The organism is Croceicoccus mobilis (genome assembly GCF_001661965.1).
In the GTDB taxonomy this organism is placed as follows: Bacteria; Pseudomonadota; Alphaproteobacteria; order Sphingomonadales; family Sphingomonadaceae; genus Croceicoccus; species Croceicoccus mobilis.
Map to the genome: position 1 here is coordinate 184,778 of NZ_LYWZ01000011.1, position 16,392 is coordinate 201,169.

Genomic DNA, 16,392 nt, shown 5'->3' on the forward strand with positions numbered 1-16,392 from the left:
TGCTTCGTGCCCGCTTTGCGGCGATAGTGTTGCAGCCTCGCCATCACCCGCCTAAAGCCGGGCCCGATAACAAGACCCGCCGCGCATGCCTTTATCGGTCGCGGGACACGCCTAACGGAATTTATAAAGTCATGATCCAGGGATTTCGTAAGATTTTTCAATCGCCTATCGGGCTGGCGCTGACGCTGGGCTTTGTGGCGTTGATCGCGCTCGCCTTTGCCAGCGCCGATATCACGGGCGGAAGCTTTGGCGGCATCGGCGGGTCCGAACGGGTCGCGACCGTGGGCGACCAGCGGATTTCCACATCCGATCTGCGCACCACCATCAACGGTTCCTACGAAAATGCGCGCGCCGATAACCCTTCTTTGACCATGGCCGACTTCCTTGAGGCAGGCGCTGCCGAGGGACTGCTCGACCAGCAGATCGAGCGCAACGCATTGTATCAGTTCGGTCTGGACCATGGGATTCGGATCGGCGAATCGCTGATCGGCAGCGAATTGTCGCAGATGGCCGCATTTCAGGGGCCCGATGGCAAGTTCAGCCAGGAACTCTACAATACCGCCCTCACCCGGCGCGGCCTCTCGGACAAGCTGGTGCGCGAGGATATCTCGCAGGGCCTGGTCGCGCGCATGCTGCTGGTGCCGACGACCAGCGGGGACATCGCCCCTAACAAGATCGCCAAGCGTTACACCGCGCTTCTTAATGAAACGCGCCATGGCGGCATCACGCTTATTCCCAGCCCTTCCTTCGTCGATGACAAGGAGGTGAGCGATGATACGCTGAAGAAATATCTCGCCGAGAATCGCGCCCGCTATACGCTGCCCGAACGCCGCACCGTGCGCTACGCCCGCTTTGGCGTCGATGCCCTGGGCGACGAAATCACCGCGACCGATGCGGAGATCGAAGCCCGTTTCCAGCAGAACGCCGCGCAATATGCCGCCCGTGAAGAGCGCACCATCGAGCAGCTGATCCTGCCGACCGAGGCCGCCGCCAATGCCGTGCTGGAAAAGGCGAATGCCGGCAGCTCGCTCGCAGCGGCTGCGCGCGATACGGGGCTTGAGACCAACACCGCCACGGCGAACAGCCGCGCCGCGCTCGCTTCATCCACCTCCTCTGCCGTGGCGCAGGCGGTTTACGAAGGCAGCGAGGGCAATATCGTCGGTCCGGTGCGCGGCCCGCTCGGCTGGTATCTGGTGCGCATTGCCGATGTCAGCGCCATCCCGGCCACGACGCTGGCTTCGGTGCGCGATACGCTGGCCGGCCAGATCGTCGCCGAAAAGACCCGCACCGCGCTTGCTGACAAGGCGTCCGCGATCGAGGAAAATCTGCAGGCAGGCCAGAGCATTGCCGACACCGCGAAATCGCTGGGCGTCGCAGTGCAGACCAGCGCCGCCCTGCTGGAAGACGGCAGCGCCTATGACGGCAGCGAAGTCGGCCCCGAAGTCGCCCGCCTTGCAGGAGCGGTTTTTGCGATGAGCCCCAATGGCGATGCGCAGATCACTGCGGGCAGCGATGGCGAAACCTATGTGGTCTATGCCCCCGGCACGGTCACCGCATCCGCACCCCCGCCCTTTGCCGAGCTGAAGGAGCGCCTCACCCGCGACTACAAGATCGCCGAGGGGGCCAAGCAGGCCAAGACCGCGGCCAACAAGGTGATGAAGGCGGTCGAGGGCGGCAAGTCGCTGACCGAGGCGCTGGCCGATCTCGACATCCGTACGCCCCCTGTCGACAATATCGACCTGACGCGCCGCCAGCTGATGGCCTCGCGCCAGCAGCAGGGCGTGCCGCCGCCGCTCGCACTGATGTTCACCATGGCGCCCAAGACCGCGAAGATGCTGGAGGCGCCGCAGGGCCTTGGCTATTTCGTGATCTCTCTGGACAGCATCGACGTGCCGGAAGTGACCGACGAGGATCCGACCATCGCCCAGACCGCGCAGGAACTGGCGCGTCTGCGCGGGCAGGAATTGCAGGACCAGCTGCGCCTTGCCATTACCGAAAGCGTGCCGGTCAGCAGGAACGAAACCGCGATCGAAGTGGTGCGCCAGCAGCTGAACCCCAGCCAGAACTAAATTTCAGGAAAGCCGAGGAAACCCGCCGGTGAGCGACACCACGACCCTTCGCCCAGCTGAGGAGCGCGAACGCGACTCCCGCGCCATTGCCGAACTTCAGGCCGGGCGTGCGGGCGTGGTCTGGCGCCGCGTCATCGCGGATTGCGAAACCCCGGTGGCCGCCGCGGTCAAGCTGATCGAACCGGGTCGCGGCGATTTCCTGCTCGAATCGGTTGAGGGCGGAGAGATCCGTGGGCGTTATTCGCTGGTCGGCCTCGATCCCGATCTGCTGTTCCGCGCGCGCGGCACCACGGCAGAGGTCAATCGCAATTGGCGCCGCGACCGGGACGCGTTCGAGCCTGTCGACGCCGAACCGCTGACCGCGTTGCGCCAGCTGGCCGATTCCTGCCGGTTCGAGGTGCCTGCCGAACTGCCCCCGGCGCTGGCCTGCCTCGTCGGCTATTTCGGTTATGAGACCATCGGCCTGGTCGAGAAGATCCCGCGCCCAGCGCCCAATCCGCTCGACCTGCCTGACATGTGTTTTGCGCGTCCGACGCTGATCCTCGTCTTCGACCGGCTGAAGGACATGCTGTTCTGCGTCGCGCCGGTCTGGCCCTCGGATGCCGACCCGGCGCAGGCAGTGGACGCGGCAGGAGAGCGGATCGAGGCATGCCTTGCCAAGCTGTCAGGAGCGAGGCTTTCGAGCGGCGAGCCGATCCCCGAACTGCCTGAAAACCCCGCGCTCACGCCGCAGCTGCCCGACGGGCGCTATAGCGAAATGGTTTTGAAGGCGAAGGACTACATCACTGCAGGCGACATTTTTCAGGTCGTGCTGGCGCAGCGATTTACCTGCCCGTTCCCGCTTGCGCCCTTGTCGCTCTATCGCGCGCTTCGGCGGGTGAACCCCTCGCCATTCCTGTATTTCCTCGACCTCCCTGGCTTCGCGCTGACGGGGTCCAGTCCCGAAATCCTCGTGCGGGTTCGTGATGGCGAAGTCACCATTCGCCCGATCGCGGGCACCCGCCCGCGGGGCAAGGACGCGGCGGAGGACGAGGCAAACCGGGAAAGCCTGCTGGCAGATCCCAAGGAACGCGCCGAGCACCTGATGCTCCTCGACCTTGGCCGCAACGATGTGGGCCGCGTGGCGGAGGCTGGGACGGTAAAGGTGACCGAGAGCTACACGGTCGAGAACTACAGTCATGTCATGCACATCGTGTCGAACGTTGTGGGCAAGCTTTCGTCACAGGCCGACGCCGTCGACGCCATGTTCGCTGGCTTTCCGGCAGGCACGGTTTCGGGTGCGCCCAAGGTCCGCGCCTGTCAGATCATTGCCGAGCTGGAGCCGGAAACGCGCGGCGCCTATGCGGGCGGCGTCGGCTATTTCGCGCCCGACGGTTCGGTCGACAGCTGCATCGTGCTTCGAACCGCGGTGGTGAAAGACGGCACCATGCATGTGCAGGCAGGTGCGGGCATCGTCGCCGACAGCGAGCCCGCCTATGAACAGCGCGAGTGCGAGGCAAAGGCTGGCGCATTGCTGGCAGCGGCAAAGGAAGCGTTTCGACAGGCAAGCGAACCGGGTTACGGACAATAACTGACCGGAATTGGCGCTGTTCGTGCCATGAATTACTTGATCGCGACCCGCAAAAGCGCAAAGGCAGCGCCATGATCCTTGTCATCGACAATTACGACAGCTTTACCTGGAACCTCGTCCATTACCTGATGGAAATGGGCGCAAAGGTCGAAGTCGTGCGCAATGATGCCATCACTGCAAAAGAGGCGCTGGCAACCGGGGCAAGCGGGTTTCTTATCTCACCCGGTCCGTGCACCCCTTCGGAGGCTGGCGTCAGCCTCGATCTTGTCGGCGCCTGCGCCGAAGCGAAGAAGCCGCTGCTGGGCGTATGTCTTGGCCACCAGTCGATCGGGCAGTATTTCGGCGGCCGCGTCGTGCGCGGCGGGCTGATGCATGGCAAGACATCGCCGGTCGATCATGACGGGACCGGCGTGTTCGCGGGCCTGCCCTCGCCCTTCATCGCGACGCGTTATCACAGCCTTGTGGTCGAGAATGTGCCCGATTGCCTGCTGGTCAACGCCACGACCCCGATGCCGAACGAGGAAGGCACCCATGCGATGGGCTTTCGCCATGAAAGCCTGCCGATCCATGGCGTGCAGTTCCATCCCGAAAGCATTGCGACCGAACATGGCCACGCGATGCTGGCGAACTTCCTCGCGCTTTGCGGCGTGAACGCGCGTATCCCCGAACATCAGGGCCTTGCCGTATGACTTCAACGGCCAGTCTTTCCCTTTCGGAAGCCGAGGCGCTGTTCGGCAGCATGCTCGATGGCGGAATGGCCGACGAAGCCATCGCTGCGGAGCTTGTCGCCATGGCCGATCGCGGAGAGACTGCGGCGGAGGTGGCTGGCGCGGTGCGGGCGATGCGCGCCCGGATGAAGCCGGTGGCGGCGCCCGAAAACGCCATTGACGTCTGCGGCACCGGCGGCGACGGGCAGCATTCGCTCAATGTCTCGACCGCCGTGGCGCTGGTCGTGGCCGCATGCGGGGTTCCCGTCGCAAAGCATGGCAATCGGGCAGCAAGTTCGAAGGCAGGCGGTGCCGATACGCTGGAGAAGCTGGGCCTTGACCTGGCAGGCGCAGGCGCAAAGGCCGAAGCGACCTTGGGCGACATGCATATCGCATTTCTCTTCGCGCAGGCGCATCATCCCGCTCTGGCCCGCATGGCACCGATCCGCAAATCGCTGGGTCGCAGGACGATCTTCAATCTCACCGGCCCGCTGGCCAATCCGGCCCGCGTCACGCGGCAGCTGGCTGGCGTTGCCAGTCCCGAACTCGTTCCGCTCATTGCCGATGCCATGCGCATGCTCGCCATCGAACGGGCCATGATCGTTTCGGGTATGGAAGGGCTGGACGAGATTTCGATCGCCGGGCCGAGCCGGGTGGAAGCCATCGGCTTCGATTTCCCGAAAGAGATCGTGCCTGAGGATGCAGGATTGCCACGCCATTCGCTGGAAGCCATCCGCGGCGGTGATCCAGAGCATAACGCCAATGCCCTGCGCGCCCTTTTGCGGGGTGAGGATCTGGGCGACAATGGCGCCTATCGCGACGCGGTGGTGCTGAATGCTGCCGCCGCGCTGGTCGTGGCAGGCGAAGCGGCCACCCTGCGCGAAGGGGCCGAGGAAGCGCGCGAAGCCATCGACAAGGGGCTGGCCAAAGCCCTGCTGGACTGCTGGATCGACACGGTAAAATCATGAGCAATCGCCTCATTCAGATCTGCGACGTAAAGCGCGAGGAAGTCTCCGCCCGCAAATCGCAGCGCACGATTTCCGACCTTCAGGTGCTCGCCCGCGCACAGGAACCGCCACGCGGGTTCTTGAAGCGCCTCAAGCAAGCGTCGGCCAAGGGCTATGGCCTTATCGCGGAAATCAAGAAAGCTTCGCCATCCAAGGGCCTGATCCGCGACGATTTCGATCCGCCTGAGCATGCTCGTGAATATGCCGCAGGCGGCGCGACCTGCCTGTCGGTCCTGACCGACGCACCCCATTTTCAGGGGCATGAGGATTATCTGGTCGCCGCACGCGCCGCGTGCACCCTGCCGGTGCTGCGCAAGGATTTCATGGTCGATCCATGGCAGGTGCTGGAATCGCGCGCCATCGGTGCCGATGCGATCCTGATCATCGTCGCCGCGCTGGACGACACGCTTGCGGCAGAGATCGAGGCCGCCGCCATCGAACAGCACATGGACGTATTGGTCGAAGTACATGACGAGGCCGAGATGGAGCGCGCCCACAGGCTGAAATCTCGACTGATCGGCGTGAACAACCGCGACCTGCGCACATTCGTCACCGATCTGTCGAATACGACCCGCCTTGCCCCGCTCGCACCCGAAGGCGCGCTGCTGGTGGGCGAAAGCGGCATCAATTCGCACGACGATCTGAAACTGCTGGCAAAGTCGGGGGTGCGCAATTTCCTCGTGGGTGAAAGCCTGATGCGCCAGCCCGATGTCACCGCCGCAACCCGCACGCTGCTGGGCCTGACGATGCCGGAACGCGGAGAAACCAACTGATGCCGGAGAGGCTCACCCACATCGACGATGCGGGCAATGCGCGCATGGTGGACGTCTCCCCCAAGCAGGTGACGAAACGCACCGCTGTCGCCACCGGCCGCATCGAGATGAGCGGCGAGGCACTGGACGCCATCCGCGCAGGCAATGTGCAAAAGGGCGACGTCCTTGGCACCGCGCGCATCGCCGGGATCATGGCGGCAAAGAAGACCGGCGATCTCATCCCCCTGTGCCACCCGCTGGCGCTGGATGCGGTCAATGTCGATTTCGGATTCGAAAATGGTGCCATCCGCGTTACGGCCATCGCCACCATCTCGGCCAAGACCGGGATCGAGATGGAAGCGATCACCGCCGTCTCGGTCGCGCTGGTCACGATCTATGACATGGCCAAGGCGCTGGACAAGGGCATGGAGATCGGCGGCATCCGTCTCATCGCGAAGGAAGGCGGTAAATCGGGCAGCTGGCGCGCCGAGGGATATGGAGATTTCGAGGTTTGAAACCGCTGCTGGGGCTTGATGAAGCGCAGGCGCGGCTGCTCGCCCTCGCCACCCCCCTGCCCGAGGTTTCGCTTCCCATCGAGCAGGCCGCCGGTCGCTGGCTGGCCCGTGATCTCCTCGCCCTGCGGACGCAGCCGCCGCAGCCCATGTCCGCAATGGACGGCTGGGCCGTGCGACAGGCCGACATGCCCGGCCCATGGGCCATCATCGGCGAAAGCGCGGCGGGCCATCCGTTTCCCGGCACCGTCGGCGCCGGAGAAGCCGTGCGCATCGCCACCGGCGGGGTCGTTCCCGCTGGCACCGACATGGTCGCCGTGCAGGAAGACTGCCGCCGCGATGGCGACACGCTTCATTTCGAAGGTGAGCCGCCCCGCCCCCTCGATCGGCATATCCGCCCGCGTGGCCTTGATTTCAGCGAAGGGGCAATGGTCGCTCGCGCCGGCGAGCGGTTGACCCCGGCCCGGCTGGCGCTGGCGATCACGGCGGGCCATGGCAGCGCCCCCGTGCGCGAGACGGCCCATGTCACCGTGATCGAAGGCGGCGATGAATTACGCGCACCGGGTGAAGCACTGCAACCGGGCGCGATTCCCGCAAGCAATGGCGCGATGCTGGCGGCACTATTCGGCGATCTCGGCTGCAAGGTGACGCGCCGCGGCCCCGTGCCCGATCGCCGCGAAGCCTTGCGCGCTGCGTTCGAGGAGGCGACAGCGTCGCAGCTGATCGTCACCAGCGGCGGTGCGTCGGTCGGAGATCACGACCTGGTGCTGCCGGTGCTGGAGGAAATGGGCGCCGAGATCGATTTCTGGCGCGTTGCGATAAAGCCAGGGAAGCCCTTGCTGGTCGCAAAGCTGGGCAATGCCACGGTCATCGGCCTGCCTGGAAATCCCGTTTCCAGCTTCGTCACGGCGCATCTTTTCGCCATGCCCTTCGCGCGGGCGCTGATGGGAGATGCGGCACCGCTCCCTGCCCTGCAGCCCGCTTTCCTGATGGCCGACCTTCCCGCAACCGGTCGCCGAAGCGAATTCCTGCGTGCCGAATTTACCAGCGAGGGCGTCATGCCAATCCGCCTGCAGGATAGCGGCGCGCTTTCACCCCTCGCTGCGGCAGATGCACTGGTCTTTCGCCTTGCGAACAGCCCTGCCGCCAAGGCAGGCGACGTCGTGCGCGTTTTGCCGCTGGCTCCTCGCAACCGAAGTTAGAGAGCCCCGTGGATTTGGGCCTGTGGGTTACGCAATTGCCCGTGCTTGACGAGGCACGAAATGTTTCTTAATTGTTCCTTATTCGTTCACGACTGGTCCCAGGCGGGACCGGTGCAAGCGGAACAGGACTACGCCAATGCTTACGCGCAAACAGCACGAATTGCTCCTCTTCATTCAGAAGAAGCTGGAAGAGACCGGCATCTCCCCCTCGTTTGAGGAGATGAAGGAGGCGCTTGACCTCAAGTCGAAATCGGGCGTGCATCGCCTGATCTCTGCGCTAGAGGAACGCGGTTTCATCCGCCGTCTTCCCAATCGCGCCCGCGCGCTGGAAGTGTTGCGCCAGCCCGACGACGTGGTCAGCGGCGGCAAGCCTGCGGCCAAGGATGTTCCGGCGAAGAGCGACAATGTCGTCGAGTTCAAGAAGCCGACCGCGCCCGCTCGTGCTCCGGCCAATGACGTGATCGAAATTCCTCTGCATGGCCGCATTGCTGCCGGTGTCCCGATCGAGGCGATGGAAGACACGCAAACGCTGCCCGTGCCCGCCGCCCTGCTGGGCGCTGGCGACCATTATGCCTTGGAAGTTTCAGGCGATTCCATGATCGAAGCCGGGATTTTCGATGGCGACTTCGCGCTGGTACGCCGCACCGATACCGCTCGCGATGGCGAAATCATCGTGGCGCTGGTTCGCGGTGAGGAGGCGACGCTCAAATATCTGCGCCGGGAAAATGGGAAGGTCCGCCTCGACCCCGCCAATGCCATGTATGAAGCGCAGGTCTATGATCCTGCCGAAGTAAAGGTGCAGGGTAAGCTGGCGGGACTGCTGCGTCGCTATCACTGATCGCGCTTGGCATGAACGCGGGGCAGGTCACCAGCCGTGCTGGTCGCCCGCCTCGCGCACGGCGCGGATATTGCCGCTTTCAAGATTTACCGCCATTCCGCCCCGACGGGACAGCAGGCTGGCATCGGCCTTGAGCAACGCGGGGCGGCAATCGGCAGGCAGGCGCTGCTGTGCGATGACGATGTCGACACGCGCGCATGCCCTTGCCAGTGCCGCGTAATCACCGCTGAAACGGCGGCGCGCCGCCAATATCGTGCGCCCCTCTGCCTGCACTTCGCAAAAGCTGGCGTTGCAATTGGCACCGGGCCAATCCGGAAATGTCATGATCGCCGGATCGCCCGCTTCCATGCCGGCAGCCTCGATCATTGCCTCCGTTCCAAAGCTGCTGCTGTCACGCAGCAGGTAAAGCCCGCCCCCGGCACTAAGCGCGGCGTTGCGACCATCGGCCAGGATGAGCAGATCGGCAGGCCTTGCCATGGCGATGCCAAGGGTGCCCACGGCAACCGCCGAAAGGCCGAAAAGCCGCAGCCGACCGCGCCATAGCGCCAGCCAGAATGCTCCACCAACGCAGGCCAGAATTGCCCAAAGCCGCAGTTGCGGCAACTGCAAGACCGCGCCCGGTAACCCCGACACGCCATGCGCCAGCCCCACGATCAGGTCCAGCGAGCGCGCCGCCAGCCACCAGAAGGGCGCGCCAAGGCCGATCAGGTCAGCCACGAGCGCGGCGATCAGTGCAGGCAGGATCACCACGGTCATCAAGGGGATCGCCACAAGATTAGCCATCCATCCAAAAATGCCCGACCGCTGGAAGTGATAGAGGACCAGCGGACTAAGCGTCGCTTCGACCACGATGCCCGTCAGCAAAAGGATAAGCAGCGCATGCCGCCAGCGTTGCCACCGCGTGGTTCCGCGCCTTTTGGCCAGTTCGCGACCGAAATCACTGTCGAGCAGCGCGACGATCGCGACGACAGCCGCGAAACTCAGCTGAAACGAGGCCCCGACCGCAGCTTCGGGCCAGAACAGCATCACCGCGATCGCCGCCAGCGCGATCAGCCGCAACGACAGCGCCTGCCGCCCCAGCGCCATCGCCCCCAGCACCAGCAGTGCGGCGATACAGGCCCTGATGGTCGGAAGGGCAGCACCGGTCAGCACGGTATAGCCGATGCCGGCCAATGCGCCCCCGCTGGCCGCCACCAATGGCAACCGGACGCGCAGCGCAAGCCATGGCCACAGGCCGCCCAGCTTCATGACCAGGAACCAGCAGATCGCGATGACCGCCCCCACATGCATGCCGCTGATGGAGAGCATATGCGCCAGCCCGGCGTCGCGCATCGCCTGCGCGTCATCATGGGCAAGCGCGCCCCTGTCTCCGGTCACCAGTGTCGCCGCGATGGCGGCAGAGGCATCGCCTCCGAATGCTCCGGCTTTCTCTCTGACGTGCCTCGCAAGCCTGGTCCGCCAGCTGGCGCCATTGCCGGTATCGTCCGTCATGCCAGAGGTCCGGGGCCGTTCGAGCAACGATCCGCTGGCGGCAAGCCCATCGAACCATGCCGAGCGCGCGAAATCGTAACCGCCGGGCACCGCGGCGCGCTGCGGCGGCGCGAGGCGGGCCTTGGCGCGAAACTGCATGCCCGGTTGCAGGAACGGAGCGTCGAACTTGTCGGGCACATTCAGCCGAGCGCGGATCGCCCTGCCATCCCGCGGATCGCGGGTGGCGACGATCAAACGCGCCCTTTCGCGCGCCGGCTGTTCCTCACGCTCCAGCACATGCGCCGCGACCACGGCGACGCGCGGCCCCGAAATCGGTGTCGTGCCAAGCAGGGCCGATCGCGCCCATATCAGCGACAGCCCTGCCGCCACCATCAAGGCCACCCCGATGACCGCTCCCCTCAGCAGCGGCGCATCGTCTCCGCCCCGCCAGATCAGCGCGCCCCCGGCGACGAAACCGCACAGACCCAGTGCGATCAGCCAGTCCCCCGGCCCCGGTAATGCGAACCACAACCCGATCCCGGCCAGCATCGCGACCGCCAGCCACGGCATGCGTTCGAAGCCTCGTTCGGCCAGGAACTGCTCTAATCCGGCGGGGGCACTGGACAAATGGGCTTTCGTACCCCATTTCCGCACCCGCGAAGGGGGGTGGGAATCACCCTCACCCCCGGCCCCGAACGGAACGGCGACTTCACTGGCAAGGGCGCGACCTGCGGCCCGGCGCGAGTCAGCCATAAAGTTCGTAGTCCGGTTCTGGTGGCTCGCTCATGACATGCAAGAAAGAGGAAGCACGCGCAGATGGCAAGCGGCGACGATAACGGCAAAAACGAAAGCGGAGCAAAGACTTCCGCAAATCGGCCGGTCGTAACGCGGTTCGCGCCTTCCCCCACCGGATTTCTCCACATCGGCGGTGCGCGCACGGCGCTGTTCAACTGGCTTTACGCTCGCCATCATGGCGGCAAGGCGCTGCTTCGCATCGAAGATACGGACAAGGCGCGTTCGACGCAGGAAGCGATCGACGCGATTCTCGATGGTCTGGGCTGGCTCGGCTTCGATTATGATGAAGAGCCGGTGTTCCAGTCCGCCCGCGCCGAACGCCATGCTGAAGTCGCGAACAAGCTGCTGGAAGCGGGCCACGCCTATCGCTGCTATGCCACGGCCGAGGAACTGGAGCAGATGCGCGCCGAGCAGCGCGCCGCGAAAAAGCCGCTGCGCTATGACAATCGCTGGCGCGACCGCGATCCGTCAGAGGCTCCCGAAGGCGCGCCCTTCGTCGTCCGCCTCAAGACCCCGACCGAGGGCGTGACCGAGATCGATGACGCGGTTCAGGGCACGGTGAAGGTCAAGAATTCCGAGGTCGACGATTACATCCTGCTTCGTAGCGATGGGTCGCCGACCTATATGCTGGCCGTGGTGGTCGACGATGCCGACATGGGCGTGACCCATGTGATCCGCGGCGACGATCATCTTAACAACGCCTTCCGCCAGCTTCCGATCTACAAGGCGATGCAGACGATCGAGGATGGCTGGGAAGCGCCGGTCTATGCGCATATCCCGCTGATCCACGGCGCCGATGGCGCCAAGCTGTCCAAACGCCACGGCGCGATGGGCGTTGATGCCTATCGCGACGAGATGGGCCTGCTGCCCGAAGCGGTGGTGAATTACCTGCTGCGTCTGGGTTGGGGCCATGGCGATCAGGAAATCTTCAGCCGCGAGGAAGCGGTCGCATTGTTCGACCTGCCCGCCGTGGGCAAGGGCCCCTCGCGCTTCGATTTCAAGAAGCTCGCGAACATGAACGGCCAGTACATGCGTGAGGCGGACAACGCCCATCTCGCGAAGCTGGCCGCCCCGCGCATCGCCGCGCTGGAGCCGCAGTTCGATGCGGGCAAGCACATGACGCTGCTGATCGACGCAATGCCGTCATTGAAGGCGCGCGCGAAGAACATGGACGAGCTGGCCGCAGGCGCGCTTTTCCTGTTCCGCCAGCGGCCGCTGCCCATGGACGAAAAGGCGCAAAAGTTGCTGGAGGCCGAGGGCGCCGGGCAGATCCTGTCCGATGCCGCCGCGCGCCTTGCCGCCGCGCCGGACTGGAATGCCGAGCTTTTGGAAGCGGACCTCAAATCCATGGCCGAGGAACGCGAGCTGGGCCTTGGCAAGATTGCACAGCCGCTGCGTGCGGCGTTGACGGGGCAGGCAACCTCCCCCGGCATTTTCGACGTTCTGGTGCTGCTGGGCCGCGAGGAATCCCTTGCGCGCATCGCGCATTGCACCGGTGCCGACGCGCTCGACACGGACGCGCTGGCAGGACAATAAGCAAGAAAACCCGATCTGAAGGAGTGACTAAGTGGGCGATACCGCGAAACTGACCGCAGGGGGCGATGAATACGAATTTCCCGTCAAGAGCGGGACCCTGGGACCCGATGTCGTCGACATCGGCAAGCTCTACGGCCAATCGGGCATGTTCACCTATGACCCGGGCTTCACCTCCACGGCGAGCTGCGATTCGGGCCTGACCTTCATCGATGGCGAAGAAGGCGTGCTTTTGCACCGCGGCTATCCCATCGGCCAGCTGGCCGAGGATTCGAGCTTCATGGAAGTCAGCTACCTGCTGCTGAATGGTGAACTGCCGAACAAGACTGAGCTTGACGATTTCGAGTTCACCATCACCCGCCACACCATGCTGCACGACCAGCTGCGCCAATTCTACCAGGGCTTCCGCCGCGATGCGCACCCCATGGCGATCATGTGCGGCGTCGTCGGCGCGCTGTCGGCATTCTATCACGACAGCACCGACATCTCGGACCCTGATCACCGCAAAATCAGCTCGCACCGCCTGATCGCGAAAATGCCGACCATCGCGGCAGCGGCCTATAAGTATTCGATCGGTCAGCCGATGATGCAGCCGGACAACTCGCTGTCCTACACCGGCAATTTCCTGCGCATGACCTTTGGCGTTCCGGCCGAGGAATATGAGGTGATCCCCGCCGTTGAAAAGGCGATGGACCGCATCTTCATCCTGCATGCCGACCACGAACAGAACGCGTCGACCTCGACCGTGCGTCTGGCCGGTTCCTCGGGCGCGAACCCGTTTGCCTGCATCGCGGCGGGCATCGCCTGCCTGTGGGGCCCGGCACATGGCGGCGCCAACGAGGCGGCGCTCAACATGCTGCGCGAGATCGGCACCCCCGACCGCATTCCGGAATATATCGCCCGCGCCAAGAACAAGGACGATCCGTTCCGCCTGATGGGCTTCGGTCACCGCGTCTACAAGAACTACGACCCGCGTGCGACCGTCATGCAGAAGACCGTGCGCGAAGTGTTCGACGCGCTGAAGGTCACCGACCCCGTATTCGACGTGGCGCTGCAGCTTGAGGAAATGGCTCTCAACGATCCTTATTTCGTCGACAAGAAGCTGTTCCCGAACGTCGATTTCTACTCGGGCGTCATCCTCTCGGCGATCGGCTTCCCGACCGAGATGTTCACCGCGCTCTTCGCCCTTGCCCGCACCGTGGGCTGGGTCGCGCAGTGGAACGAAATGATCTCCGATCCCGGCCAGCGCATCGGTCGTCCGCGTCAGCTCTACACTGGCCCGGCGCAGCGCGATTACGTGCCGATCGGCCAGCGCTAAGCGGATAAGGGGGCGACGATGCTGCGGACGGTTTTCACCATCATCGGCGTCGTCGTCCTCGTCATGGGCGGGCTCTGGACCCTTCAGGGGCTGGGGCTCGTCATGTGGCCCGCCTCAAGCTTCATGCTGGGGCAGAGACAATGGGCCACCTATGGCGTCATCACCATGGCAGTCGGGGTCATATTGATCTGGCTGGCACGGCGCCGCAAGAATGGAAGCTAAAGGGCTGTAGAGGCCCTTTTTTTATGTCTGGCTTTCCTTGCCCGCCACCGGCAGGCGGAGGGTAAAGCAATTACCGCCACCATCAGCAGGCGTGACTTCCAGCGTCCCGCCCATCGCTTCGGACAGACGGCGGGAAATATGCAGGCCCAACCCGGTCCCGCCCTCTTCGCGGCCCAGGCGTTCGTATTTGCCGAATATCAGCTCACGCTCCTGCGCTGACAGAGTCGTGCCCTGATCGGTGATGCTGACGCGTGCCCGGTTACCCTCAACCGAACAGTCGATAAAGATTTCGCCGCCCTTCGGCCCGTAATTCACGGCATTGCCCAAAAGGTTCAGCAGGATCTGCATGCACCAGCGCCTGTCACCCTGGGCATGCGCCGGGTGGAATCGCAGGGCGAAACGCGCCTGCCTGCGCGCCGCGCGCGTTGTCAGCAGGCGGCAGGCGCCTTCGGCGATTTCGCACAGGTCAAGCGTGGTCAGTTCCGGCTCCGGCGCCTCATCCCCATCGACCAGCGCCTGCGCCAGACCGGCAAGATGCTGCCCGGCGCTGACGATATCCCCTGCATAGCTCACATATTCGCGCGCCAATGGCCCGGCGAGCCGGTCACGCATGATCTCTCCATTGCGGATGATCCGCCGGACCGGCGCATCGAGCGCGGGCGCCAGCTGATCGGCGAGCAGCTTGTCGGGAAGCAGATCCTCGTCATTGGCGGGTTCGCTGGCGATCACTTCCTCATGCCGGCGGATCAAGAGCTGGTTACCGCCCTGCCCCGCGCCGCCTGCCATCATCAGGTGCCAGCGCCGCTGCGATCCCTCGATCCCGCCGACGATACCGCTACGCACACCCCATTGCGGGGGCTTGCCGCCATCGAGTTCGAAAAGGCTCGCCCAGTTCTGCCCACGCATCTGCCGCGCCTTGCCGACCAGTGGCGAAAGCTCCACGCATTCGGTCTCCAGCGCGACGATATTCTGCCGCTCGTCGAGCCACAGCACGGCCTCGGCCAGCAATTGTTCGATGGCAAGGCGCGTTTCGGCGGCCTCGTCACTGGGGGCATGGGCCGGTTCGGCCTCATTCTCGGCCGCAGTCCAGTCAGACAGGCGGATGGTGCAGCCATTTTCGCCCGGCTCGATTTCCGCCCAGCCCGAAAGCGAGCCTGCCGGATGGATCATCGTCAGCGAACGGCCCAGCTTCATGTTGTAGCCGCGCGCCTTGCGCACCAGCTGCAGCAGTTCGGGAACGGCGATCATGCCGGGAATGTCACCGCCGCACGCGCGCTGAAGCGCGGCAAGGCGATCATCCGCCTCGACCATGCGATCCGCCGCGTCGCTGCGAGCGATCAATGGCGCCTTGGCCCCGGTGATTGCGACTGTGTCCCCCACGGCCCGTCCCTACGTCCCGTATTCTTTGGTCTGCGGGCGGCCCGACTGTGGGCCATCCAGTGCCGGGGCGGTGCCGGTCAACAGGGCCTGCGCATCATTTCCGCGCAGGGCCGCGAAATTATCGGGCAGAGTGATATCGGGATGAATGGCAAAGAATTCGCGCTCGATCTCCTTGTCGCCCAGCCCCGCTGCGCGCAGCGACAGTGCAAGGCGAGCAAGCTGGCTCTCCCCGGTCGAGGAAGCGACATTGTCGCGGGTTTCCCCCGAGGTCGCGGCAAGCGCCGAGAGGAACACGGCAACACCCGCATGGGTAACCGAAAGCGCGGCGAATGCGCCCGCACCCAAGGCGCCGACCAGCCGGTTCGCCGTGGCGATGCGGGTCTGCGCCTCATCATAATCGCGGCGAATCGCATGTTCGGCGGTGCGCGCATGCTCTTCGAAATTCATGTCGCCGGCCACGGCGGAGCGCAGCGTGTTGAGCACGGCGAACAGAACTTCGGCTGGAAGCTCGATGATCGGCAGGGTCATGCGCTGCATGTGGCGCACGAAACTGGCCTGCCCCGTCAAAAGATCCATTGCCAGAGTCGATGCATTCGGGTCATCGGCACTGATAAGCGCCTGAAGCAGCGGCGAAAGCGCCGGGTCCATACCGATTCGCCGCTCAAGGCTTTCAGTCAGCTGCCATTCCATCGCCACGGAATGCAGATGTTCCAGCAGCATCGGTTCGTCGATCAGAGCGCCCGACAGTGGATCGGAAAGATGCGGAACCCACGCTTCGGGGTCTTTCTCCCCGGCAGCTTCTGCAAGCTTTACAGCCAGTTGCGCCGCAAGATCCGATGCGAGGCCACGCACGCGCGCCACAATCGAATCCGAGAACATCGCCCTGTCTTCGCTACCGATGATGTGGCGCAGGACAACCCCGCGTGCACCCAGCACACGATCACCGCGCTTCAGCTCGGAACGCATGGCAGAGGCTATTCCGCCTGTTTTTTCCAAATCGCCCATGGGTTCGGACTA

The 16,392-nt window shown here is 64.4% G+C and carries 14 protein-coding genes; 11 read left to right on the forward strand and 3 right to left on the reverse strand.

Annotated elements, in window-relative coordinates:
• Positions 1-131: 131 nt before the first annotated feature.
• From A9D13_RS03620 to lexA, 8 genes are all read left to right on the forward strand, one after another.
• Positions 132-2,069 (forward strand): peptidylprolyl isomerase, encoded by a 1,938-nt coding sequence (locus tag A9D13_RS03620; RefSeq protein ID WP_066770211.1) that lies wholly within the window; start codon positions 132-134, stop codon positions 2,067-2,069.
• 28 nt (positions 2,070-2,097) lie between these two features.
• Positions 2,098-3,639, forward strand: a complete 1,542-nt coding sequence (gene trpE, locus A9D13_RS03625) for an anthranilate synthase component I (protein WP_066770213.1) — start codon at positions 2,098-2,100, stop codon at positions 3,637-3,639.
• A 71-nt stretch (positions 3,640-3,710) separates the two neighbouring features.
• On the forward strand, positions 3,711-4,328 hold the full coding sequence (locus tag A9D13_RS03630; RefSeq protein WP_066770217.1) for an anthranilate synthase component II: 618 nt from the start codon (positions 3,711-3,713) through the stop codon (positions 4,326-4,328).
• Positions 4,325-5,314 (forward strand): anthranilate phosphoribosyltransferase, encoded by a 990-nt coding sequence (gene trpD, locus A9D13_RS03635; RefSeq protein WP_066770220.1) that lies wholly within the window; start codon positions 4,325-4,327, stop codon positions 5,312-5,314. The genes A9D13_RS03630 and trpD overlap by 4 nt, the downstream gene beginning before the upstream one ends.
• On the forward strand, positions 5,311-6,126 hold the full coding sequence (gene trpC, locus A9D13_RS03640) for an indole-3-glycerol phosphate synthase TrpC (protein WP_066770222.1): 816 nt from the start codon (positions 5,311-5,313) through the stop codon (positions 6,124-6,126). The genes trpD and trpC overlap by 4 nt, the downstream gene beginning before the upstream one ends.
• On the forward strand, positions 6,126-6,620 hold the full coding sequence (moaC, locus tag A9D13_RS03645) for a cyclic pyranopterin monophosphate synthase MoaC (RefSeq protein WP_066770228.1): 495 nt from the start codon (positions 6,126-6,128) through the stop codon (positions 6,618-6,620). The genes trpC and moaC overlap by 1 nt, the downstream gene beginning before the upstream one ends.
• A complete protein-coding gene (locus A9D13_RS03650; protein WP_066770230.1) occupies positions 6,617-7,819 on the forward strand; it encodes a molybdopterin molybdotransferase MoeA in 1,203 nt (400 codons plus the stop codon). The genes moaC and A9D13_RS03650 overlap by 4 nt, the downstream gene beginning before the upstream one ends.
• Before the next feature lie 136 nt (positions 7,820-7,955).
• The gene (lexA, locus tag A9D13_RS03655; protein WP_066770232.1) at positions 7,956-8,657 is read left to right on the forward strand and encodes a transcriptional repressor LexA; all 702 of its coding nucleotides are present in this window, start codon (positions 7,956-7,958) and stop codon (positions 8,655-8,657) included.
• A gap of 27 nt (positions 8,658-8,684) precedes the next feature.
• Here lexA and A9D13_RS03660 read toward each other — a convergent pair whose 3' ends face one another.
• Positions 8,685-10,754, reverse strand: coding sequence for a ComEC/Rec2 family competence protein (locus A9D13_RS03660; RefSeq protein WP_172808088.1), 2,070 nt, complete (start codon positions 10,752-10,754; stop codon positions 8,685-8,687).
• Positions 10,755-10,943: 189 nt separating this feature from the next.
• On the opposite strand from A9D13_RS03660, the gene gltX reads away from it, so the two are divergent.
• From gltX to A9D13_RS03675, 3 genes are read left to right on the forward strand one after another with little or no spacing between them, the layout of a single operon-like run.
• The gene (gene gltX, locus A9D13_RS03665; protein WP_066770234.1) at positions 10,944-12,458 is read left to right on the forward strand and encodes a glutamate--tRNA ligase; all 1,515 of its coding nucleotides are present in this window, start codon (positions 10,944-10,946) and stop codon (positions 12,456-12,458) included.
• A gap of 31 nt (positions 12,459-12,489) precedes the next feature.
• Positions 12,490-13,773 (forward strand): citrate synthase, encoded by a 1,284-nt coding sequence (locus A9D13_RS03670; RefSeq protein ID WP_066770236.1) that lies wholly within the window; start codon positions 12,490-12,492, stop codon positions 13,771-13,773.
• A gap of 18 nt (positions 13,774-13,791) precedes the next feature.
• Positions 13,792-13,995, forward strand: coding sequence for a hypothetical protein (locus tag A9D13_RS03675; RefSeq protein WP_216635482.1), 204 nt, complete (start codon positions 13,792-13,794; stop codon positions 13,993-13,995).
• A gap of 21 nt (positions 13,996-14,016) precedes the next feature.
• On the opposite strand, the gene A9D13_RS03680 is transcribed toward A9D13_RS03675, so the two are convergent.
• Both A9D13_RS03680 and A9D13_RS03685 read right to left on the reverse strand, forming a co-directional pair.
• Positions 14,017-15,375, reverse strand: a complete 1,359-nt coding sequence (locus A9D13_RS03680) for a sensor histidine kinase (RefSeq protein WP_156521905.1) — start codon at positions 15,373-15,375, stop codon at positions 14,017-14,019.
• Between the two features lie 9 nt (positions 15,376-15,384).
• Positions 15,385-16,341: a hypothetical protein gene (locus tag A9D13_RS03685; protein WP_066770240.1), complete on the reverse strand. Its 957-nt coding sequence runs from the start codon at positions 16,339-16,341 to the stop codon at positions 15,385-15,387.
• Positions 16,342-16,392 lie beyond the last annotated feature (51 nt).